The organism is Klebsiella oxytoca NBRC 105695 (assembly GCF_001598695.1).
Taxonomy (GTDB): Bacteria; Pseudomonadota; Gammaproteobacteria; order Enterobacterales; family Enterobacteriaceae; genus Klebsiella; species Klebsiella oxytoca.
Genome location: NZ_BCZK01000012.1, coordinates 192,643 through 211,991 on the forward strand (window position 1 = coordinate 192,643; position 19,349 = coordinate 211,991).

16 protein-coding genes are annotated in these 19,349 nt (G+C 56.2%); 14 read left to right on the plus strand and 2 right to left on the minus strand.

Annotation, left to right across the window (positions count from 1 at the left end):
• The first annotated feature begins 3 nt into the window (after positions 1-3).
• From cutC to trpS, 11 genes are all read left to right on the plus strand, one after another.
• A complete protein-coding gene (cutC, locus tag KO1_RS20350) occupies positions 4-3,390 on the plus strand; it encodes a choline trimethylamine-lyase (protein WP_024273679.1) in 3,387 nt (1,128 codons plus the stop codon).
• 56 nt (positions 3,391-3,446) lie between these two features.
• A complete protein-coding gene (gene cutD / locus KO1_RS20355) occupies positions 3,447-4,394 on the plus strand; it encodes a choline TMA-lyase-activating enzyme (protein WP_064407094.1) in 948 nt (315 codons plus the stop codon).
• Positions 4,395-4,406: 12 nt separating this feature from the next.
• On the plus strand, positions 4,407-4,835 hold the full coding sequence (locus KO1_RS20360; RefSeq protein ID WP_064407095.1) for a BMC domain-containing protein: 429 nt from the start codon (positions 4,407-4,409) through the stop codon (positions 4,833-4,835).
• The gene (locus KO1_RS20365) at positions 4,832-5,452 is read left to right on the plus strand and encodes a phosphate propanoyltransferase (RefSeq protein WP_004108682.1); all 621 of its coding nucleotides are present in this window, start codon (positions 4,832-4,834) and stop codon (positions 5,450-5,452) included. Before KO1_RS20360 ends, KO1_RS20365 begins: the two co-directional genes overlap by 4 nt.
• A 12-nt stretch (positions 5,453-5,464) precedes the next feature.
• Entirely contained in the window at positions 5,465-6,151 is a 687-nt protein-coding gene (locus tag KO1_RS20370; RefSeq protein WP_064407096.1) for a hypothetical protein, read from the plus strand.
• A 19-nt stretch (positions 6,152-6,170) separates the two neighbouring features.
• Positions 6,171-6,587, plus strand: a complete 417-nt coding sequence (locus tag KO1_RS20375; protein WP_004110265.1) for a DMT family transporter — start codon at positions 6,171-6,173, stop codon at positions 6,585-6,587.
• 17 nt (positions 6,588-6,604) lie between these two features.
• Positions 6,605-6,934: a DMT family transporter gene (locus KO1_RS20380; protein WP_004108688.1), complete on the plus strand. Its 330-nt coding sequence runs from the start codon at positions 6,605-6,607 to the stop codon at positions 6,932-6,934.
• Between the two features lie 251 nt (positions 6,935-7,185).
• Positions 7,186-7,281, plus strand: a complete 96-nt coding sequence (gene tnaC, locus KO1_RS20385) for a tryptophanase leader peptide (protein WP_004098218.1) — start codon at positions 7,186-7,188, stop codon at positions 7,279-7,281.
• A 123-nt stretch (positions 7,282-7,404) separates the two neighbouring features.
• Complete coding sequence (gene tnaA, locus KO1_RS20390; protein ID WP_004108691.1) at positions 7,405-8,793, plus strand: tryptophanase; 1,389 nt, start codon at positions 7,405-7,407, stop codon at positions 8,791-8,793.
• A 138-nt stretch (positions 8,794-8,931) separates the two neighbouring features.
• Positions 8,932-10,188 (plus strand): tryptophan permease, encoded by a 1,257-nt coding sequence (gene mtr / locus KO1_RS20395; protein ID WP_004108693.1) that lies wholly within the window; start codon positions 8,932-8,934, stop codon positions 10,186-10,188.
• A gap of 207 nt (positions 10,189-10,395) precedes the next feature.
• Entirely contained in the window at positions 10,396-11,403 is a 1,008-nt protein-coding gene (trpS, locus tag KO1_RS20400) for a tryptophan--tRNA ligase (protein ID WP_004108695.1), read from the plus strand.
• Between the two features lie 160 nt (positions 11,404-11,563).
• On the opposite strand, the gene KO1_RS20405 is transcribed toward trpS, so the two are convergent.
• Positions 11,564-12,961: a diguanylate cyclase gene (locus tag KO1_RS20405; RefSeq protein ID WP_004108697.1), complete on the minus strand. Its 1,398-nt coding sequence runs from the start codon at positions 12,959-12,961 to the stop codon at positions 11,564-11,566.
• Positions 12,962-13,493: 532 nt separating this feature from the next.
• Here KO1_RS20405 and KO1_RS20410 point away from each other — a divergent pair.
• Genes KO1_RS20410 through KO1_RS20420 form a run of 3 tightly spaced genes read left to right on the plus strand, consistent with a single transcriptional unit; the run spans position 13,494 to position 18,411 of the window.
• Positions 13,494-14,561, plus strand: coding sequence for an HlyD family secretion protein (locus KO1_RS20410; RefSeq protein WP_004108699.1), 1,068 nt, complete (start codon positions 13,494-13,496; stop codon positions 14,559-14,561).
• A complete protein-coding gene (gene rbbA / locus KO1_RS20415; RefSeq protein ID WP_047720394.1) occupies positions 14,558-17,287 on the plus strand; it encodes a ribosome-associated ATPase/putative transporter RbbA in 2,730 nt (909 codons plus the stop codon). The genes KO1_RS20410 and rbbA overlap by 4 nt, the downstream gene beginning before the upstream one ends.
• Positions 17,287-18,411 (plus strand): ABC transporter permease, encoded by a 1,125-nt coding sequence (locus KO1_RS20420; protein ID WP_004108704.1) that lies wholly within the window; start codon positions 17,287-17,289, stop codon positions 18,409-18,411. Before rbbA ends, KO1_RS20420 begins: the two co-directional genes overlap by 1 nt.
• Positions 18,412-18,448: 37 nt before the next feature.
• Here the strand turns inward: KO1_RS20420 and KO1_RS20425 are convergent, their stop codons facing one another.
• Positions 18,449-18,766, minus strand: coding sequence for a hypothetical protein (locus KO1_RS20425; RefSeq protein ID WP_004108706.1), 318 nt, complete (start codon positions 18,764-18,766; stop codon positions 18,449-18,451).
• Positions 18,767-19,349: the final 583 nt, after the last annotated feature.

The following is a 19,349-nucleotide window of genomic DNA, read 5'->3' on the forward strand; positions in this document are numbered from 1 at the left end:
CCCATGGCACACTACAGCTTAACGCCGCGCGTCAAAGTGTTGGCAGAACGTTTACTCTCACAAAAAAGCACCCTGTGCACCGAACATGCCACCACGCTCAACGCCCTTGATGGCGATATCGCCGGGGTTCCCGCCGCCGTCAAACCGGCGCGCCGTTTCTATGAACTGATGCGCCAGCTGCCGCTGTGCATCAGCGCCGACGAGCTGATCGTCGGCAACCAGACCCGCAAACCGCACGGGGCGATTTTCCACGACGAGAGCGCCGCCCGTCGCCCGTCCGCGTTCCAGTTTCTCAATCTGAATAGCGATCTCGACTCCCCGGATTACAAGCTGGTGGTCGAAAAAGGCGTACTGGCGATAAAACATCAGCTGGAAGAGAAAACCCGCGCGCTGGGCAGCGCCGTCAGCCGCAGCGGCATGGACGAAGTCAACGGCTGCCGTGCGGCCATCTACGCCTGCGATGCCCTGCTGGCGCTGGCGCAAAACCTGGCCAACAGCGCGGAACAGCTGGCCGCCGCGGAAACCAACGCTTACCGCCGAGCAGAACTGCTGGACAGCGCCGCCATTCTGCACCATGTTCCGGCGCATCCGGCGCGCAGCTTCAAAGAGGCGTGCCAGGCCTTTTATCTGTTCCAGCTGGCGCTCCAGCTGGATAACGGCAGCTACGCCGTCAACCCGGAAGGCGCCGACAAAGCCCTGCTCCCTTACTACCAGCACGATATCAACAACGGCGCGCTCTCCCCGCAGCAGGCGTATGAAATCGTCGAATCGCTGTGGTTCAAGCTGGCGGAACTGTGCGAAGTGCGCGCCGCCTGCGCGCTCGACGGTTATCCGATGTTTGACGCCATGCTGCACGGCGCAAGCCTTGAGAATGCGCGCATCAACGAACTCTCCGACATGTTCCTCAGCGCGCAGCAAAACCTGAGCGCCCTGAATCTGCCGGTGCGTCTGTTCAAGGGAGTACAACACGTTTCCGCCGCCCCGTTTGCCGCCGCCGGCGATACGCCGGCAGCAGAAGGGCTGACTCCGCGCATGCAGCGCCTGCGCAACCACTACCTGACCGTGCGCCCGAGCGTCTCTATCTATCGCGCGCTGGCCTTTACCGAAGTGGTCAAAGCCAACCCCGGCATGCCGACAATTCTGCTGCGCGCCAAAGCCTTCCGCCACGCCTGCGAAACCGCGCCAATTCTGATTCAGGATGATGAGCTGATCGTCGGTCATCCATGCGGCAAGCCGCGCGCGGGCGCCTTCTCGCCGGATATCGCCTGGCGCTGGGTGCGCGACGAACTCGACACCATGAGCACCCGTCCGCAGGATCCGTTTGAGATCAGCGAAGCAGATAAGAAAACCATCCGCGAAGAGATCGTACCGTTCTGGGAAGGCCGCTCGCTGGACGAAATCTGCGAAGCCCAGTACCGCGAAGCGGGCGTATGGGCATTCAGCGGCGAAACCTTCGTCAGCGACCTCTCCTACCACCAGATCAACGGCGGCGGCGACACCTGCCCGGGCTACGATGTGCTGCTGTTTACCAAAGGGATGAACGGCATTAAAGCCGACGCCGAGGCGCATCTTGCCAGCCTGAGCATGGAAAACCCGGAAGATATCGACCGTATTTACTACTACAAGGCGGCCATTGAAACCTGCGAAGGGGTGATTAACTACGCACACCGCATCGCCGCCCGCGCCCGCGAACTGGCCGCCGTTGAACAGAACGCCCAGCGCCGCGCCGAGCTACTGACCATCGCTGAGGTGAACCAGAACGTGCCGGCGAACCCGCCGAAAACGCTGCAGGAGGCACTGCAGAGCATCTGGACCGTGGAATCGCTGTTTGAAATTGAAGAGAACCAGACCGGGCTGTCCCTGGGTCGCGTAGACCAGTACTGCTACCCGATGTTTGAAGCCGATATCCGCGAAGGCCGCCTGACTCACGACACCGCGCTGGAGCTGCTGCAGGCGTTTATCATCAAATGCGCCGAGCTGATGTGGATGTCCAGCGAGCTTGGGGCGAAATATTTCGCCGGCTATCAGCCGTTTATCAACCTGACCGTCGGCGGTCAGAAGCGCTCCGGCGGCGATGCCTGTAACGACCTGACTTATTTGATCATGGACGCCGTGCGCTTCGTGAAGGTTTACCAGCCGTCGCTGGCCTGCCGTATTCACAACCAGTCGCCGCAGAAGTATATGGAAAAAATCGTCGACGTCGTCAAAGCGGGGATGGGCTTCCCGGCCTGCCACTTCGACGACTCCCATATCAAGATGATGCTGCGAAAAGGCTTCGATTTCGAAGACGCCCGCGACTACTGCCTGATGGGCTGCGTTGAGCCGCAGAAATCCGGCCGCATCTACCAGTGGACCTCCACCGGCTACACCCAGTGGCCCATCGCCATTGAGTTCGTTTTAAACCGCGGTCGGATGGTGCTGTTTGACAGCTATCAGGGGCTGGATACCGGCGACCTGCGCGACCTGCACACCTTCGAAGCGTTCGACGCGGCGGTGAAAAAACAGATTGCCCATATCGTACGCCTGTCGGCGATCGGTACGGTCATCAGCCAGCGCGTGCACCGCGACGTGGCGCCGAAGCCGCTGATGTCGCTGCTGGTAGAAGGCTGCATGGAAAAAGGGAAAGACGTTGCCGCCGGCGGCGCGATGATCAACCACGGCCCGGGGCTGATCTTCTCCGGTCTGGCGACCTACGTCGATTCCATGGCGGCGATTCGTAAGCTGGTGTTTGAAGATAAGAAATACACCCTTGAGCAGATGCGCGACGCGCTGCTGGCGAACTTCGAAGGCTTTGAAGGCCTGCGTCGCGACTGCCTTAACGCGCCGAAATACGGCAACGATGATAACTACGTTGACCAGTATGCACTGGATATCACCGAGTGGACCGAGCGCGAGTGCCGTAAGTACAAGATGCTCTACTCCACCCTGAGCCACGGCACACTATCCATCTCCAACAACACGCCGATCGGTGAGCTGACCAACGCCACGCCGAACGGTCGCCTGGCGTGGATGCCGCTCTCCGACGGTATCAGCCCGACTCAGGGCGCGGATAAGCAGGGTCCGACGGCGATCATCAAGTCGGTGAGCAAGATGAACGTCGAAACCATGAATATCGGCATGGTGCACAACTTCAAGTTCCTCAAAGGGCTACTGGATACCCCGGAAGGTCGTCACGGCCTGATTACCCTGCTGCGCACCGCGTCGATTCTCGGCAATGGCCAGATGCAGTTCAGCTATGTCGATAACGAAGTGCTGAAAAAAGCCCAGCAGGAGCCGGAAAAATACCGCGATCTGATCGTCCGCGTCGCGGGCTACAGCGCCTACTTCGTTGAGCTGTGCAAAGAAGTTCAGGACGAGATTATCAGCCGTACGGTAATTGAGAAGTTCTGATAAAAACACGGACGTTTTTGGACACGGATGTCCCGATCGTATTTCTGGAGGTAAATGTGAGCGCAAAACAAGAATTAACCGGGCGAATATTCAATATTCAGAAATATTCGATCTATGACGGCGATGGGATCCGCACGCTGGTTTTTTTCAAAGGCTGCAATATTCGCTGCCCGTGGTGCGCTAACCCGGAAGGGCTGAATAGCCAGTTTCAGGTGATGTTCTCCCAGGATAAATGCATTAACTGCGGCGACTGCGTCAACGTCTGCCCGGCGGGAATTCATTATCGGGCGGAAGAAAACGGCGAAATGAAGCACTTCGTCAACCGCAATAAAGACTGCATCGGCTGCCGCAAGTGCGAAGAGATCTGCACGCAGAACGCGCTGGATATTATGGGTAAAGATGTCACCGTCAGCGAACTGATGGAGATCATCATGCAGGACTACGACTTTTATATCTCCTCCGGCGGCGGCGTCACCATTGGTGGCGGAGAAATGAGCCTGCAGACCGATTTTGCCGTCGCGCTATTTAGCGAATGCAAAAAGATGATGCTCAATACCGCCGTGGAAACGCAGGGCACTACGCCGCTGGCTAATTATCAAAAGCTGGCGCCGGTGACCGACACCTTCTTATTCGATATTAAGCAAATTAATAGCGAGCACCATAAAGCGTTATTTGGCATTGGCAACGAAGGCATTCGCCGCAACCTGGAGTGGCTGGTGGATTCCGGCGCTAACGTCATTATCCGCATGCCGCTGGTTCGCGGCTATAACGACTCGTTCGATGCCATTACCGGGGCCATTGATTATGTCCAAAAGCTGGCGAAGCGCGGAAATATCCGCCGCATCGATATGCTGCCGTACCACCAGCTCGGGCGCAAAAAATATGAGCGCCTCGATATGCCCTACCCCATCGCCCGGGACCCGACATATTCCGCCGAAGAGTTAGACCTGCTGGAAACGTTCTTCACGCAGTTTGATTTTGATATTCGCTTAGTCCGCCATTAACAGGAGCCGACAATGAAAAGTTTAGGCGTAATTGAAACTCGAGGGTTAGTTGCCGCCGTTCAGGCCGTAGATGCCGCCTGTAAAAGCGCAGGAGTGACCTGCTTTGGCTACCGCAAAGTCGGATCGGGGCTGGTTAGCGTCTGCTTTGAGGGGGAGATCAGCGCGATTCACACCGCCATCGAACGCGGCGTGGCCGTCGCTGAGCTTATCGACCCGCAGGTGAAATCCCTGATGATCGCTCGTCCGGAACGCAGCGTCGTGGAAGCCCTCAGCACCCTCAAAGGCCATCCGCCGCGTGCGGAAGCTGCCGCTGCAGCCCCGCTTGAGGCTGAAATCGTCGCACCCGCCGCTGTGGAAACAAGGGAACCCACTGAGCCCGCCGCCGCGCCCGCGGCGACGGAAGATAAAAACGCGGCGATAAGGAAAGGGAAGAAGGCATGATCGACACCCTGCTCCATGAAAAAATCGCCGCCCGCCTGAGCCACGTTGCGCCGGCTATCCCGGTCGGCATCTCTAACCGTCACGTCCATCTGGCGCAGCAGGACGTCGAAGCGTTGTTTGGCAAGGGCTATGTCCTGACGCCGTTTAAGCCGCTGCGTCAGCCGGGACAGTTCGCTGCCCAGGAGTGCGTCACTGTGGTCGGTCCGAAGGGCTCGCTCACCCACGTGCGCGTCCTCGGCCCAACCCGCCCGGTATCGCAGCTGGAAATCTCCCGCGCCGACTGCTTTACCCTCGGCATCAAAGCACCGGTTCGCGAATCCGGCCAGCTGGAGAATGCGGGCAGCGCGCTGCTGATCGGCCCGGCAGGCCACGTTGAACTGCGGTCTCAGGTGATCTGCGCCTGGCGGCATATCCATATGTCACCGCAGGACGCCCGCCAGTTGAACGTCACCAACGGCCAGAAGGTTAGCGTCCGCAGCAACGGTGAACGCCAGCTGACCTTCGATGAAGTGGTCGTGCGGGTACGCGAAGACTTCGCGCTGGAGTTTCATATTGATACCGAAGAGGCCAACGCCGCCGGCTTGAAAAACGGCGCGCAGGTCGCGCTCATCGGCTAACGGAGGCTCGCCATGACCAACCAACAGATGGAAGAGCTGGTTGAACGCATTGTCCAGCGTCTGCGGCCGCCGGTACTGGTAATGGTGACCGCCGCGGCGGGCTACCGGCACGCTATTCGCCAGCGGCTGGCCGGCTGCGGCGAGAGCCTGCACCTGGCGCTGGATAGCGGCATTGACGACGGCGAGCAGTGGCAGAGTATCGGTAAAACGCTACCGGCGGCTGACTGGCAATATGGGCTGCCGTCCGCTGCGTATAAAGCGCTGCTGCTGCCATTTCTCGACTACCCGCTGGCGGCGGATCTGGTGAATGGTTCTCTGCACAGTCCCTTTGCCCGCCGCGTGCACGATGCTCTGCTGAGCGGTCTGCCGGTGCTGGCGCTGCGCTATCACTGCGATCCCGCCAGCGAGCTTAACCAGCTGCGGGGCGCGCAGCCTGATACCGCTTACGCCGGGCATATGCAGGCCACGCTTTCCCGCCTGGCCGAATGCGGCGTCACGCTGTGCACCATGAACGAATTGCTGGAGAAGCTGGCGTCGGGTCGCGAAGTAACGGTGGCGCCGGCGAGCGGTCCGCGCCGTTATCTCACTGTCACAGACGTGGTGAATAATCCGGCGCTGGCCGGTGCGCCTCAAGCGCAGTTAACCGATGCCGCTATCGATTTTTTAAAAAACAGAAAAAAAGAACCTTACCTTAAATAGTAAACCCGGAGTTTAACTTATGTCTTCAAAAACAAAGTGTTGGCTATGGATGCTGCTGGTTATCGTTTCCGAAACCTCAGCCACCTCCACCCTCAAAATGTTCGGCAGCAGTGAAGGGATAACCAAAATGCTGCTGCTCGGGCTGCTGGTACTGCTGTATTGCACCTGCTACTACTCGCTGTCCCGCGCGGTGAAAGATATTCCCGTCGGTCTGGCCTACGCCACCTGGTCCGGTACCGGCATCCTCGTGGTATCGACGCTGGGAATGGCGTTTTACGGCCAGCACCCGGATACCGCCGCCATTATCGGCATGGCGGTTATCGCCAGCGGTATTGTGATCATGAATCTGTTTTCCAAAATGGGTAGCGAAGAGAGCGAGGAAGCGCCCGCAGAACCCTCGGCTGCTTCATCGCTGGACAAAAAAGTCGCCAACTAACTGAAAAGGAATCGCATATGTTTAACCTCGGATTTTTATGGCTGGCGCTGTCTATCGGCTCCGAAATCACCGGCACGTCGATGATCAAAAAGACCAACGGCTTCAGTAAACTGGCGCCGTCGGTGCTGGTGGTCTGCGCCTACGGCCTGTGCTACTTCGCCCTCACCCGCGCGATGAGCACTATTCCGGTCGGCGTCGCCTACTCGTTATGGTGCGGCTTTGGTATCGTCGGCGTCACGATTTGCTCGATGATCCTCTATAAGCAGAAACCGGATATTCCGGCCATCCTCGCCATGGTGCTGATCATCTCCGGCGGCATCATTATGAACGTCTTTTCCAGCATGTAAGTCACTCCTGCGCCTTCATTTATTGCGGTGAAGGCGCTAAATACCCCTACTAAATAAGCCGTCATTGGCACAATTAAAAAAACAAAAAACCATCGCCTGCTAACCAAATAATCAATAACGCTAAAAATACGACGAGCGTCAAATTTTTATACTCCACTTATCAATAACTAATTTTTTGTGATTTTAATCGTGGTTATTTTCTCATATTACCTTATTTTTATGGCATCCCTTCAACCACAGAGGACGATGTCATGACGCAAAAATCGATTTATCGCCTCATCGCCCAGGGCGGCCTGGACGACTGGTATAATTTAGATCACCGCATCTCCAACGACTTCCCTCGTTAATTCTCCGCTGCTGTTTACTCCCTAAAAAAATTAATTCAGCACTGCGTTTAGTCGCTATTTGTTGCGCCCATTACTTGTCGCCAAATAGCCAGACGCGGCACAGCATTCCCATGGAGAAAATAAATGAAACGTATCCCTGAGCCGTTCCGCATTAAAATGGTCGAAAATATTCGTATGACCACCTTTGACGACCGCGTCAAAGCGCTGGAAGAGGCGGGCTATAACCCGTTTTTGCTCAATAGCCAGGACGTGTATATCGACCTGCTGACCGACTCCGGCACCGGCGCGATGAGCGACCATCAATGGGCCGGGCTGATGATGGGCGACGAAGCCTACGCCGGGTCGCGTAACTATCAGCATCTGTGTGAAAAGGTCAAAGAGATTATCGGCTATCCGTATACCATTCCCACCCACCAGGGGCGCGGCGCGGAGCAGATTCTGTTCCCAAGCCTGATTGCTCGCCGCAAGTCGGCGCATCCGGTGTTTATTTCCAACTTCCACTTCGATACTACCGCCGCGCACGTGGAGCTTAACGGCGCAAAAGCCATTAACGTGGTGACGCCGAAAGCCTTCGACACGACCTCGTGGTACGACTGGAAAGGCAACTTTGATATTGATTTACTGAAAGCGACCATCGCCGAGCACGGCGCGGAAAACGTGGCGGCGATTATTACTACCGTCACCTGTAACAGTTCCGGCGGCCAGCCGGTATCGCTGGCGAATATGCGCGAGGTGTATCAAATTGCGCGCCAGAACAATATTCCGGTGGTAATCGACTCCGCCCGCTTCTGCGAAAACGCCTGGTTTATTAAACAGCGCGAAGAGGGCTATGCCGATAAATCGGTGAAAGAGATTATTCTCGAGATGTACCAGTACGGCGATATGCTGACCATGTCCGCCAAGAAAGACCCGATGGTGAATATTGGCGGACTGTGCTGCTTCCGCGATGACGAAGAGCTCTTCAACGAAGTGCGCATTCGCTGCGTGCCGATGGAAGGCTTTGTCACCTACGGCGGCCTGGCGGGGCGCGATATGGAGGCGCTGGCTATCGGTCTGGAAGAAGGGACCAACGAGGATTACCTCGCTTATCGCATCAATCAGGTGGAGTACCTCGGTGAACGCCTGCGCGAAGGCGGCATTCCGATTCAGTATCCGACCGGCGGCCATGCGGTGTTCGTCGATGCTAAGCTGCTGCTGCCGCATATTCCGCCGGAGCAGTTCCCGGCGCACGCGCTAAACAACGAGCTGTATCTGGAAGCGGGCATTCGCAGCGTGGAAATCGGCTCCCTGCTGCTGGGACGCGACCCGGAAACCGGTAAGCAGAAGGCGTCGCCGATGGAGCTGCTGCGCCTGACCATTCCGCGTCGGGTTTATACCAACGATCATATGGACTATATCGCTGATGCGCTGATCGCCGTTAAGGCGCGCGCCGCCACGATTAAGGGCCTGACCTTTACCTATGAACCGCCGGTACTGCGCCACTTCGTCGCCAGACTGAAACCGGTGAAATAAACCCTATCAGGGCGCTCTCGCAATAAGAGCGCCATTAATTTAACTCCATCTTTTTAAGCTCAATTATTCGGGTTGCGCCGGGTAGCCGTTTGCCCGCAGCCCGTTATTTACTATATAGCCACGTGAGGAATGCACCTTATGGCTACATTATCAGTCTCAAAAGCGGTCTCAACTAATACACCATCGCTGATTGGCGGAGCGATGATTATCGGCGGCACGATTATTGGCGCAGGCATGTTTTCTTTACCGGTGGTGATGTCCGGTGCCTGGTTTTTCTGGTCGCTGCTGGCGCTTATCTTTACCTGGTTTTGCATGCTGCATTCCGGGCTAATGATCCTCGAAGCCAATCTCAATTATCATATTGGCGCCAGCTTCGACACGATTACGAAAGATTTACTGGGAAACGGCTGGAATATTATCAACGGTCTGACCGTCGCCTTTGTATTATATATCCTGACCTACGCCTATATTTCCGCCAGCGGTTCAGTTATTCAGCATACTTTTGCGCAGATGAACCTCGCGGTTCCCGCACGCCTGGGCGGGCTGGCGTTCGCGCTGATCGTCGCCTTTATCGTCTGGCTGAGTACGAAAGCGGTAAGCCGGATGACGACTATCGTGCTGGGCGCCAAAATTCTCACCTTCTTTATGACCTTTGGCGGTCTGATGTGGCACGTGGAGCCCGCGATTCTGTTTAACCGCGCGGAGGTCAATGCGTCCTATCTGCCCTACGTTCTGATGACGCTGCCGTTCTGCCTGGCCTCCTTTGGCTATCACGGCAACGTCCCCAGCCTGATGAAGTACTACGGTAAAGACCCGCTTATCATTCGCCGCTGCCTGCTGCTCGGCACGCTGATGGCGCTGGTGCTGTATATCATCTGGCTGGTCGGCACAATGGGCAATATTCCGCGCCCGGCGTTTATCGCTATCGCCGAAAAAGGCGGCAACATCGACGTGCTGGTGCAGACCTTAAGCGGCCTGCTGAACAGTTCGACTCTCGATTTATTGCTGACCGTCTTTTCCAACTTCGCCGTCGCCAGCTCATTCCTGGGCGTAACACTCGGCCTGTTCGATTACCTGGCGGATCTGTTTAAGTTTGACGATAGCCGGCTGGGGCGGTTTAAAACCGCGCTGGTGACCTTTCTGCCGCCGATCGCCGGCGGTCTGCTGTGGCCTGACGGTTTTATCTACGCCATTGGCTTCGCCGGTCTCGCCGCTACCGTCTGGGCCGCTATCGTCCCCGCCCTGCTGGCGCGCGCCTCGCGCAGGCGTTTCGGCAGCCCGAACTATCGGGTCTGGGGCGGCAATGCCATGATTATCCTGATTTTATGCTTTGGCGGCGCCAACGCGATAATTCATGTTTTATCCAGTTTTAACCTGCTACCGGTTTATCGCTAAATGAAAAAAGGGCTTTCACTCGCGCCACTTTTCGTGGCAGGATAAAAAGATGAACAGAAACGTTGTCATCTCTCACCTCCGCCGTTGGTGGCTGCCTGCATAACAGGCGGCAAGATTTCACGTTTCCTCTATTCAAAGCCGCCGGAAGGCGGCTTTGTTGTTTCTGAGTGTCGCCCTTCGGCCTGATAGCATCCTAAGGAGTCACTCATGAACACCAGCCAAACGATCCTGACCGGCGACCGTCCTACCGGCCAGCTGCACCTCGGCCACTACGTTGGTTCCCTGCGCCAGCGCGTGCTGCTCCAGCACGACCATCAGCAGTTTATCCTCGTCGCGGACCTGCAGGGACTGACCGACAACGGCAGTAACCCACAAAAAATCAGCAGCAATATCCTTGAGGTGATGGCCGATTATCTCGCCGTCGGTATCGATCCGCAGAAGACCACCATTTGCCTGCAATCCGCTCTGCCGGCGCTGGCCGAACTCAGCGCGCTGTATATGAATATCGTCACCGTCGCCCGGGTTGAACGCAATCCGACGGTGAAAAATGAAATCGCCCAGAAGGGATTTTCCCGCTCGCTGCCGGTGGGATTTTTAGCCTATCCCATAAGCCAGGCCGCCGATATCACCGCCTTTAAGGCCGAACTGGTGCCGGTTGGCGACGATCAGCTACCGATGATTGAACAGACCAACGAGATCGTGCACAAAATGAATAGCCTGACGACGACGCCGATCTTACAGCACTGCAAAGCGCTGCTCAGCGACGTCAGCCGCCTGCCGGGCATCGATGGCAACGCCAAAATGTCGAAATCGCTGGGCAACACGCTCACCCTTTCGGCCAGCGAAGAGGAGATCCATCGTGCGGTCAGCGCTATGTATACCGATCCGAATCACCTGCGGGTCGCCGACCCGGGTCAGACAGAAGGCAATGTGGTCTTTACTTATCTCGACGCCTTTCATGCTGATAAGGCCTTCGTTGCCGAGATGAAAGCCCACTATCGGCGCGGAGGGCTGGGAGACAGGCAGTGCAAAAACGCGCTGGAGACCTGCTTACAGGAGCTGCTGGCGCCGATACGCGAGCGTCGGGCGACTTATATTCAGGATAAAGGCATGCTGCTGGCGCTGCTGCGCCGGGGAAGCGAACGGGCGCACGAACTGACACAACGGACGCTGCATGAAGTAAAACGCGGGCTGGGGCTGCCGGTGCTGTTTTGAGGCGTGGAAATATCTCCGCGTTGAAAGCCGTTGCCATGTCTCTCCCGGGGGCGGCGCCTGACGCGCCTTGCCCGGGCTATAGGTTCACAGCCGCCTGCGGTCAGGTAGCCCGGACAGGCGCAGCGCGCCGCCTCCGGGAAGGGCTCGGCAGATTGGCAGATTAATTCCCGTCGCCTTCATGCATCTTCACGCAGTTGCGCCCATTGCGCTTGGCGACGTACAGCGCGCTGTCGGCATCGCGCAGCAGCAGATTGTAATCCGGATGACCGGAGTGGACGGCGTAGCCGATGCTGGCGGTAATCGAAATCTCATTGTCAGCGCCAACGCTAAACGCCAGCTGGCTGATTTTTTTACGCAGCCGTTCGAGGATAGTAAAGGCTTCCGCAGCGCCGGTCTCCACCAGCACCAGCAGAAACTCTTCGCCGCCGTAGCGGAAGATATAATCGCTGGAGCGAATATTATCGCTGAGCAGCTCCGCAACGTGCTTAATCGCCCGGTCGCCGACCATATGACCCCAGCTATCATTGATCTCTTTAAAGTGGTCGATATCGATAATCGCCACCGTCATCGGCAGTTCATATTCCATCGCCAGCGTCACTTCATGCTTAAGCACCACCGGCAGATAGCGGCGGTTCAGCAGGCTGGTCAACGTATCTTTACCGCTTTGCATCTGCGACAGGCTGCTAAACAGCACGCCCAGCTGGCTGCCGATCTGCTGGCAATGGATATGGATCCCCTGCAGCAGAGCCTGCGTATTTTTATACTCAGAACCGTCAGATGAGGATTTCCAGGCGGATAACAGCGCATCCACCTTGCTAATTAAATCGGCGATTTCCTGCATTTGCGGATTTTTGTTAAAATAACGCACGCATTTATGGCGGAACCACAGGCCAAATTCCGAATCAGATAATAACGCCCCGTTAATATCCGTTTTATTATCGCTGACAATATTAAAAATAGCGGTATTTTCCCATCCGGAGAGCGAAGCCTGCTGTTTGCCATATTCCAGCGGCACGTTATCCATCAGGCTATACAGGCGGTAGGCCTCTTCATTTTTCGTCGCCCGATAGTGCGACAGGGTATAGGCATGGCACATCATTTCTACCGCCATATTAATGGCCATGATGGCGTAGTAGATGGCGGCGACGCTGGTCTCGCGATCGAAGTGACTATCGCGGATATTTTCAATCAGCCCGGCTTTCAGCTGGCGCGCGCCGCGAAGTACCGCCTCTGCCGGGATTCCGATGCGTGAATGAATGCTGCCGATCAGATACTGCCGCTCCGCCAGCGCCTGCAAATTTTCCTTATCGCACATCAGGATATCTTTCACCCATCCGGCCAGCGAGCTGCTGAGCCGTTCCTGAACTAAGTCATAGCTAAGGTGCCGCGCGATGTCAGGATCCTGGAAAATAAAATCATAAAAACGGGTCGCTAACGCCTCCGCCTGCTGCCCGGCAATATTTTTAAGTACCGCCCTCACTTCCGGCGTCAGGCTGTCGTACAGCGGCAACCACTCCTTAAAAATAATTGAGATATATTTTTGGCTTTCATCTTTCATTGAATAAAGCGCTCGCCCGGCGTGAGTGTATTTTCAGGGCCGCCGATCATACAACAGTTCTCCAGGAGCAACCAGATTAAAAATGCACCAGTCGCCCGGGAATAATATCCTCTGGTTATTAGCACTGAAAAATAGCTTATATGTACGATGATTTAATGAAGCGCGGAAAGATTATCTGCGCCGGTATCCGGAGCATAAAACCCAATAAGCATAATGGATAATATTGACCCACTGCGCTGCGGACCGTTTTTATGTTAACTCAACGACAAGACCCTGCTTTGTATATGGACATACTCATCGCGGGTGTTAGTATGACATTGACGGTAGCAATAAATATGCGTGTTTCATTTAAGGCGAGGATTGCTGATGATGACCACATTGATCGCACCTCCTTCTGACCGGTTAGCAGCGCTGCTGGAACCCTGCGCCGGTTGGCCTTATCCCCGATTTCTCCCTTTCCTGAAGAGACGAAACTTCGCCATGCGGAGGAGAAGCGCGCACCACTCAGCCAATGGAAAAAAGCGAGTCGCGTATGGACAAAATCAAACGACGTTGGGTTGGATACGTTATTGGTTTAGCAGTGGTGATTGCCGCTGCGGTATGGTGGATGCTGCGCCCGCCGGGGGTTCCGGCAGGATTTGCCAGCAGTAACGGTAGAATCGAAGCCACAGAAGTCGATATTGCCACCAAAACCGCCGGACGTATCGATACCATCCTGGTCAAAGAGGGGCAGTTTGTTCGTCAGGGCGATGTGCTGGCGCGTATGGACACCCGAGTGCTCAACGAACAGCGGCTGGAGGCCGCCGCGCAAATCAAGGAAGCAGAGAGCGCGATTGCCGCCGCGAAAGCCCTGCTCGACCAGCGTCAAAGCGAAATGCGCGCCACGGAAGCGGTGGTGAAGCAGCGGCAGGCGGAGCTGAACTCCTCGGCTAAACGCCACGTCCGCTCCAGCACGCTCTCGCAGCGCGGTGCAGTCTCCGCCCAGCAACTGGATGACGACCAGGCGGCGGCAGAAAGCGCCAGGGCGGCGCTGGAATCCGCGAAAGCTCAGGTCTCTGCCGCCAGGGCCGCGATTGAGGCGGCGCGAACCAGCATCATTCAGGCGCAAACCCGGGTCGAGGCCGCCCAGGCGACCGAACGGCGGATTATCGCCGACATCGACGATAGCGAGCTGAAAGCGCCGCGCAATGGCCGTATTCAGTACCGCGTTGCCGAACCAGGAGAGGTACTGGCGGCGGGAGGCCGGGTGCTGAATATGGTCGACTTGTCCGACGTTTATATGACCTTCTTCCTGCCGACCGAGCAGGCGGGTCTGCTGGCGCTGGGCAGCGAAGCGCGAATTATCCTTGATGCCGCGCCGAACCTGGTGATTCCCGCCAATATCAGTTTTGTCGCCAGCGTGGCGCAGTTTACGCCCAAAACGGTGGAAACCAGCGATGAACGGCTGAAGCTGATGTTCCGCGTGAAAGCCCGCATTCCGCCAGAGCTGCTGGCAGAGCATCTGGAGTATGTGAAGACCGGCCTGCCCGGTATGGCATGGGTCCGTCTGGATAACCAGCAGGCGTGGCCTGAAGCGCTGAAGGTGAGGTTGCCGCAATGAAAACCGTCGCCCGCCTGGAAAACGTCAGCCAGCACTTTGGCGCAACCGTCGCGCTGAAGGACATTACGCTGAGCATTCCCGCCCGCTGTATGGTGGGCCTGATCGGGCCTGACGGCGTGGGCAAGTCCAGCCTGCTATCGTTGATCTCCGGCGCGCGAGTGATTGAGCACGGTAACGTCATGGTGCTCGGCGGCGATATGAGCGATGTGCGCCATCGCCGGGACGTCTGCCCGAAAATCGCCTGGATGCCGCAGGGGCTAGGAAAGAACCTCTACCATACCCTGTCGGTCTATGAAAATGTCGATTTCTTTGCTCGTCTGTTCGGCCATGATAAAGCCGAACGCGACATCCGCATCAATGAGTTGCTGCAGAGTACCGGCCTGGCGCCGTTTCGCGACCGTCCGGCGGGAAAACTCTCCGGCGGGATGAAGCAAAAGCTCGGCCTGTGCTGCGCGCTTATTCACGACCCGCAGCTGCTGATTCTTGATGAACCTACCACCGGCGTCGATCCCCTCTCGCGAGCCCAGTTTTGGGATCTGATCGACAGCATTCGCCAGCGTCAGCCGGACATGAGCGTGCTGGTCGCCACCGCTTACATGGAGGAGGCGGAACGTTTTGACTGGCTGGTAGCCATGAACGCGGGGGAAGTTCTGGCAACCGGCAGCGCCGATGAGCTTAAAGCGCATACGGCAAGTCAGACGCTGGAACAGGCGTTTATCGCTCTGCTTCCCGAAGCCCAGCGCCTGGCGCATAAAGAAGTGATCATCCCACCGCGCAATGCCGATGAAAGCGAAATTGCGATTGAAGCGCGCGGGCTGACGATGCGCTTCGGTCAATTTGTCGCCGTTGATCACGTCAACTTTCGCATCGCCCGCGGCGAGATTTTCGGCTTCCTCGGATCTAACGGCTGCGGCAAATCAACAACCATGAAAATGCTGACCGGACTGCTACCGGCCAGCGAAGGCGAGGCGTGGCTGTTTGGACAACCGGTCGATCCCAGAGATATCGAAACCCGCCGCCGCGTCGGCTATATGTCGCAGGCCTTCTCTCTCTATAGCGAACTGACCGTACGGCAAAACCTTGAGCTGCATGCCCGCCTGTTCCACATTCCGGATGCGGAGATCCCCGGGCGGATCGCCGAAATAAGCCAGCGCTTTATGCTGGAAGAGGTAGAGGATACCCTGCCCGCTTCGCTACCGTTAGGTATTCGTCAGCGGCTCTCGCTGGCGGTCGCGGTGATTCATCGCCCGGAAATGTTAATTCTTGACGAACCTACCTCCGGCGTCGATCCGGTGGCCAGGGATATGTTCTGGCAGCTAATGGTCGATCTGGCCCGTCAGGATCGGGTGACCATTTTTATCTCCACCCACTTTATGAATGAAGCGGAACGCTGCGATCGCATTTCGCTGATGCATGCCGGAAAAGTCCTGGCCAGCGATACGCCGCAGGCACTGGTCGAACAGCGCGGTTCGGCCACGCTTGAAGAGGCATTTATCGCCTGGCTACAGGAGGCGGCAGAGGCGACGCAGCCGCCAGATGCGCAGGCTACAGCGGTTCCCGCGATAGAACACAAAACCGAAAGCAGTGTGCCGCGTCAGACGTTCAGCCTGCAGCGCCTGTTTAGCTACAGTCGCCGCGAGGCGCTTGAGCTGCGCCGCGATCCGGTTCGATCGACCCTGGCGCTGCTCGGCACGGTGATCCTGATGTTTATCATGGGTTACGGGATCAGTATGGACGTCGAAGATCTGCGATTTGCGGTGCTCGACCGCGACCAGACCGTCAGCAGCCAGGGATGGTCGCAAAATATCGCCGGCTCGCGCTACTTCATCGAACAGCCACCGCTACAAAGCTATAGTGAACTGGACAGAAGAATGCGCAACGGCGAGCTGGCGGTGGCTATCGAGATCCCGCCCAACTTTGGCCGCGATATCGCCCGAGGGACGCCGGTGCAAATTGGCGTCTGGGTGGACGGCGCGATGCCGAACCGCGCGGAAACCGTGCGCGGCTACGTGCAGGCCATGCATCTGGCCTGGCTGCAGGAGATGGCCAGCCGCCAGGCTAGCCCCAATCGCGATACTTCACTGATTTCCATTGAGACCCGCTACCGCTATAACCCGGATGTGAAGAGCCTGCCGGCGATTGTTCCGGCGGTGATCCCGCTACTGTTGATGATGATCCCGGCGATGCTCAGCGCGCTCAGCGTGGTCCGCGAGAAAGAGCTTGGTTCAATCATCAATTTATACGTGACGCCAACCACTCGCAGCGAATTTCTGCTGGGTAAACAGCTGCCGTATATCGTACTGGGGATGTTTAACTTCTTTCTGCTCTGCGCACTATCGGTCTTTGTCTTTGGCGTACCGCACAAAGGGAGTTTTTTGACGCTCACCCTGGCCGCGCTGCTCTACGTCACTATCGCCACCGGACTTGGCCTGCTGATTTCAACCTTTATGAAAAGTCAGATTGCGGCGATTTTCGGCACCGCGATCATTACGCTTATCCCGGCGACGCAGTTTTCCGGGATGATCGACCCCGTCGCCTCGCTGGAAGGGCCTGGGCGCTGGATTGGCCAGATTTATCCAACCAGCCACTTTCTGACGATTGCGCGAGGAACGTTTTCCAAAGCGCTGAATCTGACCGACCTGTGGGGATCCTTTATTCCGCTACTTATCGCGGTTCCGCTGGTGCTGGGCCTGAGCGTGTGGCTGTTGAAAAAACAGGAGGGATAATGCGCGGACTACGCAATATTTATAATTTGGGAATGAAAGAGCTCCGTAGCCTGCTGGGCGATAAAGCGATGCTGACGTTAATTGTCTTCGCTTTTACCGTCTCGGTTTACTCCTCCGCAACCGTCATGCCGGGTTCGCTGCATCTGGCGCCCATCGCTATTGCCGACATGGATAAGTCGCAGCTTTCATCGCGTATCATCAATGGTTTTTACCGGCCCTGGTTTTTGCCTCCGGAGCTGATTACAGCTGATGAGATGGACGCCGGACTGGATGCGGGGCGGTATACTTTCGCCATCAATATCCCGCCGGATTTTCAGCGCGACGTTCTGGCCGGACGCCACCCCGAGCTGCAGGTTAACGTGGACGCGACGCGAATGAGCCAGGCGTTTACCGGCAATAGCTATATCCAGAATATTGTCACCGGCGAGGTGAACAGCTTTGTCGCCCGCTACCGGGACAACGGCACGCTGCCGGTTGAGCTGGCCGTCAGAATGCGTTTTAACCCCAATCTGGAACAGGAGCGTTTCGGCGCCGTCATGGCAATCATTAACAATATCACCATGCTGGCGATCGTGCTGACCGGGTCGGCGCTGATACGCGAGCGGGAACATGGTACCGTGGAGCACCTGCTGGTTATGCCGGTCACGCCGTTCGAAATCATGATGGCAAAGATATGGTCAATGGGGCTGGTGGTGCTGGTGGTTTCCGGACTCTCGCTGATGCTGATGGTTCAGGGCGTTCTGCAGGTACCGATAGAGGGCTCAATACCGCTATTTATGCTGGGGGTAGCCCTGAGCCTGTTTGCTACCACCTCAATCGGCATTTTTATGGGGACGGTGGCGCGTTCAATGCCGCAGCTGGGGCTGCTGATGATTCTGGTGCTTTTGCCACTGCAGATGCTATCCGGCGGCTCCACGCCTCGCGAAAGTATGCCGCAGGCAGTACAGGACATTATGCTCACCATGCCGACAACCCACTTTGTTAGCCTGGCGCAGGCTATTCTTTATCGAGGCGCTGATTTCTCTATCGTCTGGCCGCAGTTTCTGACGCTGCTGGCTATCGGTGGCGTGTTTTTTACTATCGCGCTACTGCGTTTTCGTAAGACGATCGGGGAAATGGCCTGAGGTCATGCCGGTATCGCCGCTTGTCGCCGAACCGGCTCTATTTCTTACGGTTCATAAAGCGCCGCAGGAGCCAGGTGAATCCCATCGCCATGCTGAACAGGATAAATAGCAGCAGCACCCAGCTCACGGAGATTCGCAGCAGCGTACTTAGCGTCATAAAAGGCTGTAAATTCACGGTAAATGAGTGGTCTACCGACTTGCCCAGCATCGTCATTACACTCTCCGTTAGCCATACGAGCAGCCAACAAACCAGCCAGATAATCGCCGGCCAGCAGAGCAAAACCAGAAAGGTAAAACGCTCCTGGATATAATTTATCAGTTGGCGCAAAGGAGGCCAGTTAATCAGAATTTTCATTACTATTCTCATATTGCCAGCCGGTAACATGCATTATTCGTCAAAAGACGTTACCGGATTAGCTTCCATACAGGCAATGCACCCTATGTTTTTAGCAAATTTGAATTAACTTAAACCAGATCGAGTTAACAAAGTGTTAAGGACACTAAGACATTTCACTGAAAAAGTCCAGCGGTTATGCCCATAGCCCGCCGCGTCGCGAAGCTTTCTCACCTGTTTGTTAATATATTTACATTAGAGTAACTTAAGAATTAGTACAGAAATATTCTTAAAATAATTCACATTAAATATTAAGAAGCAGGTTTATATATGGTTATTTCTTTGTCAATTGCCAATCAATAGAAAAAAACGCCTCAGGATATTATTTCATTCAGAAATCGAATTTATCGTCGATTATTTTCCAATAAATAATAACGCTGCCATAAATGTATTTTCATTCTTCGTAGCGGCTAGTTGGTATCTTTCGGGGCGGCCTCCACAGAAACAGAGGCGCTCACAAGGATGATGCAGGCAATAAAAGATAAAACGTTATCTGTATCAACAGGATGGGGAGATTCTGCGCATGAGAGCCAGCGATACCCTC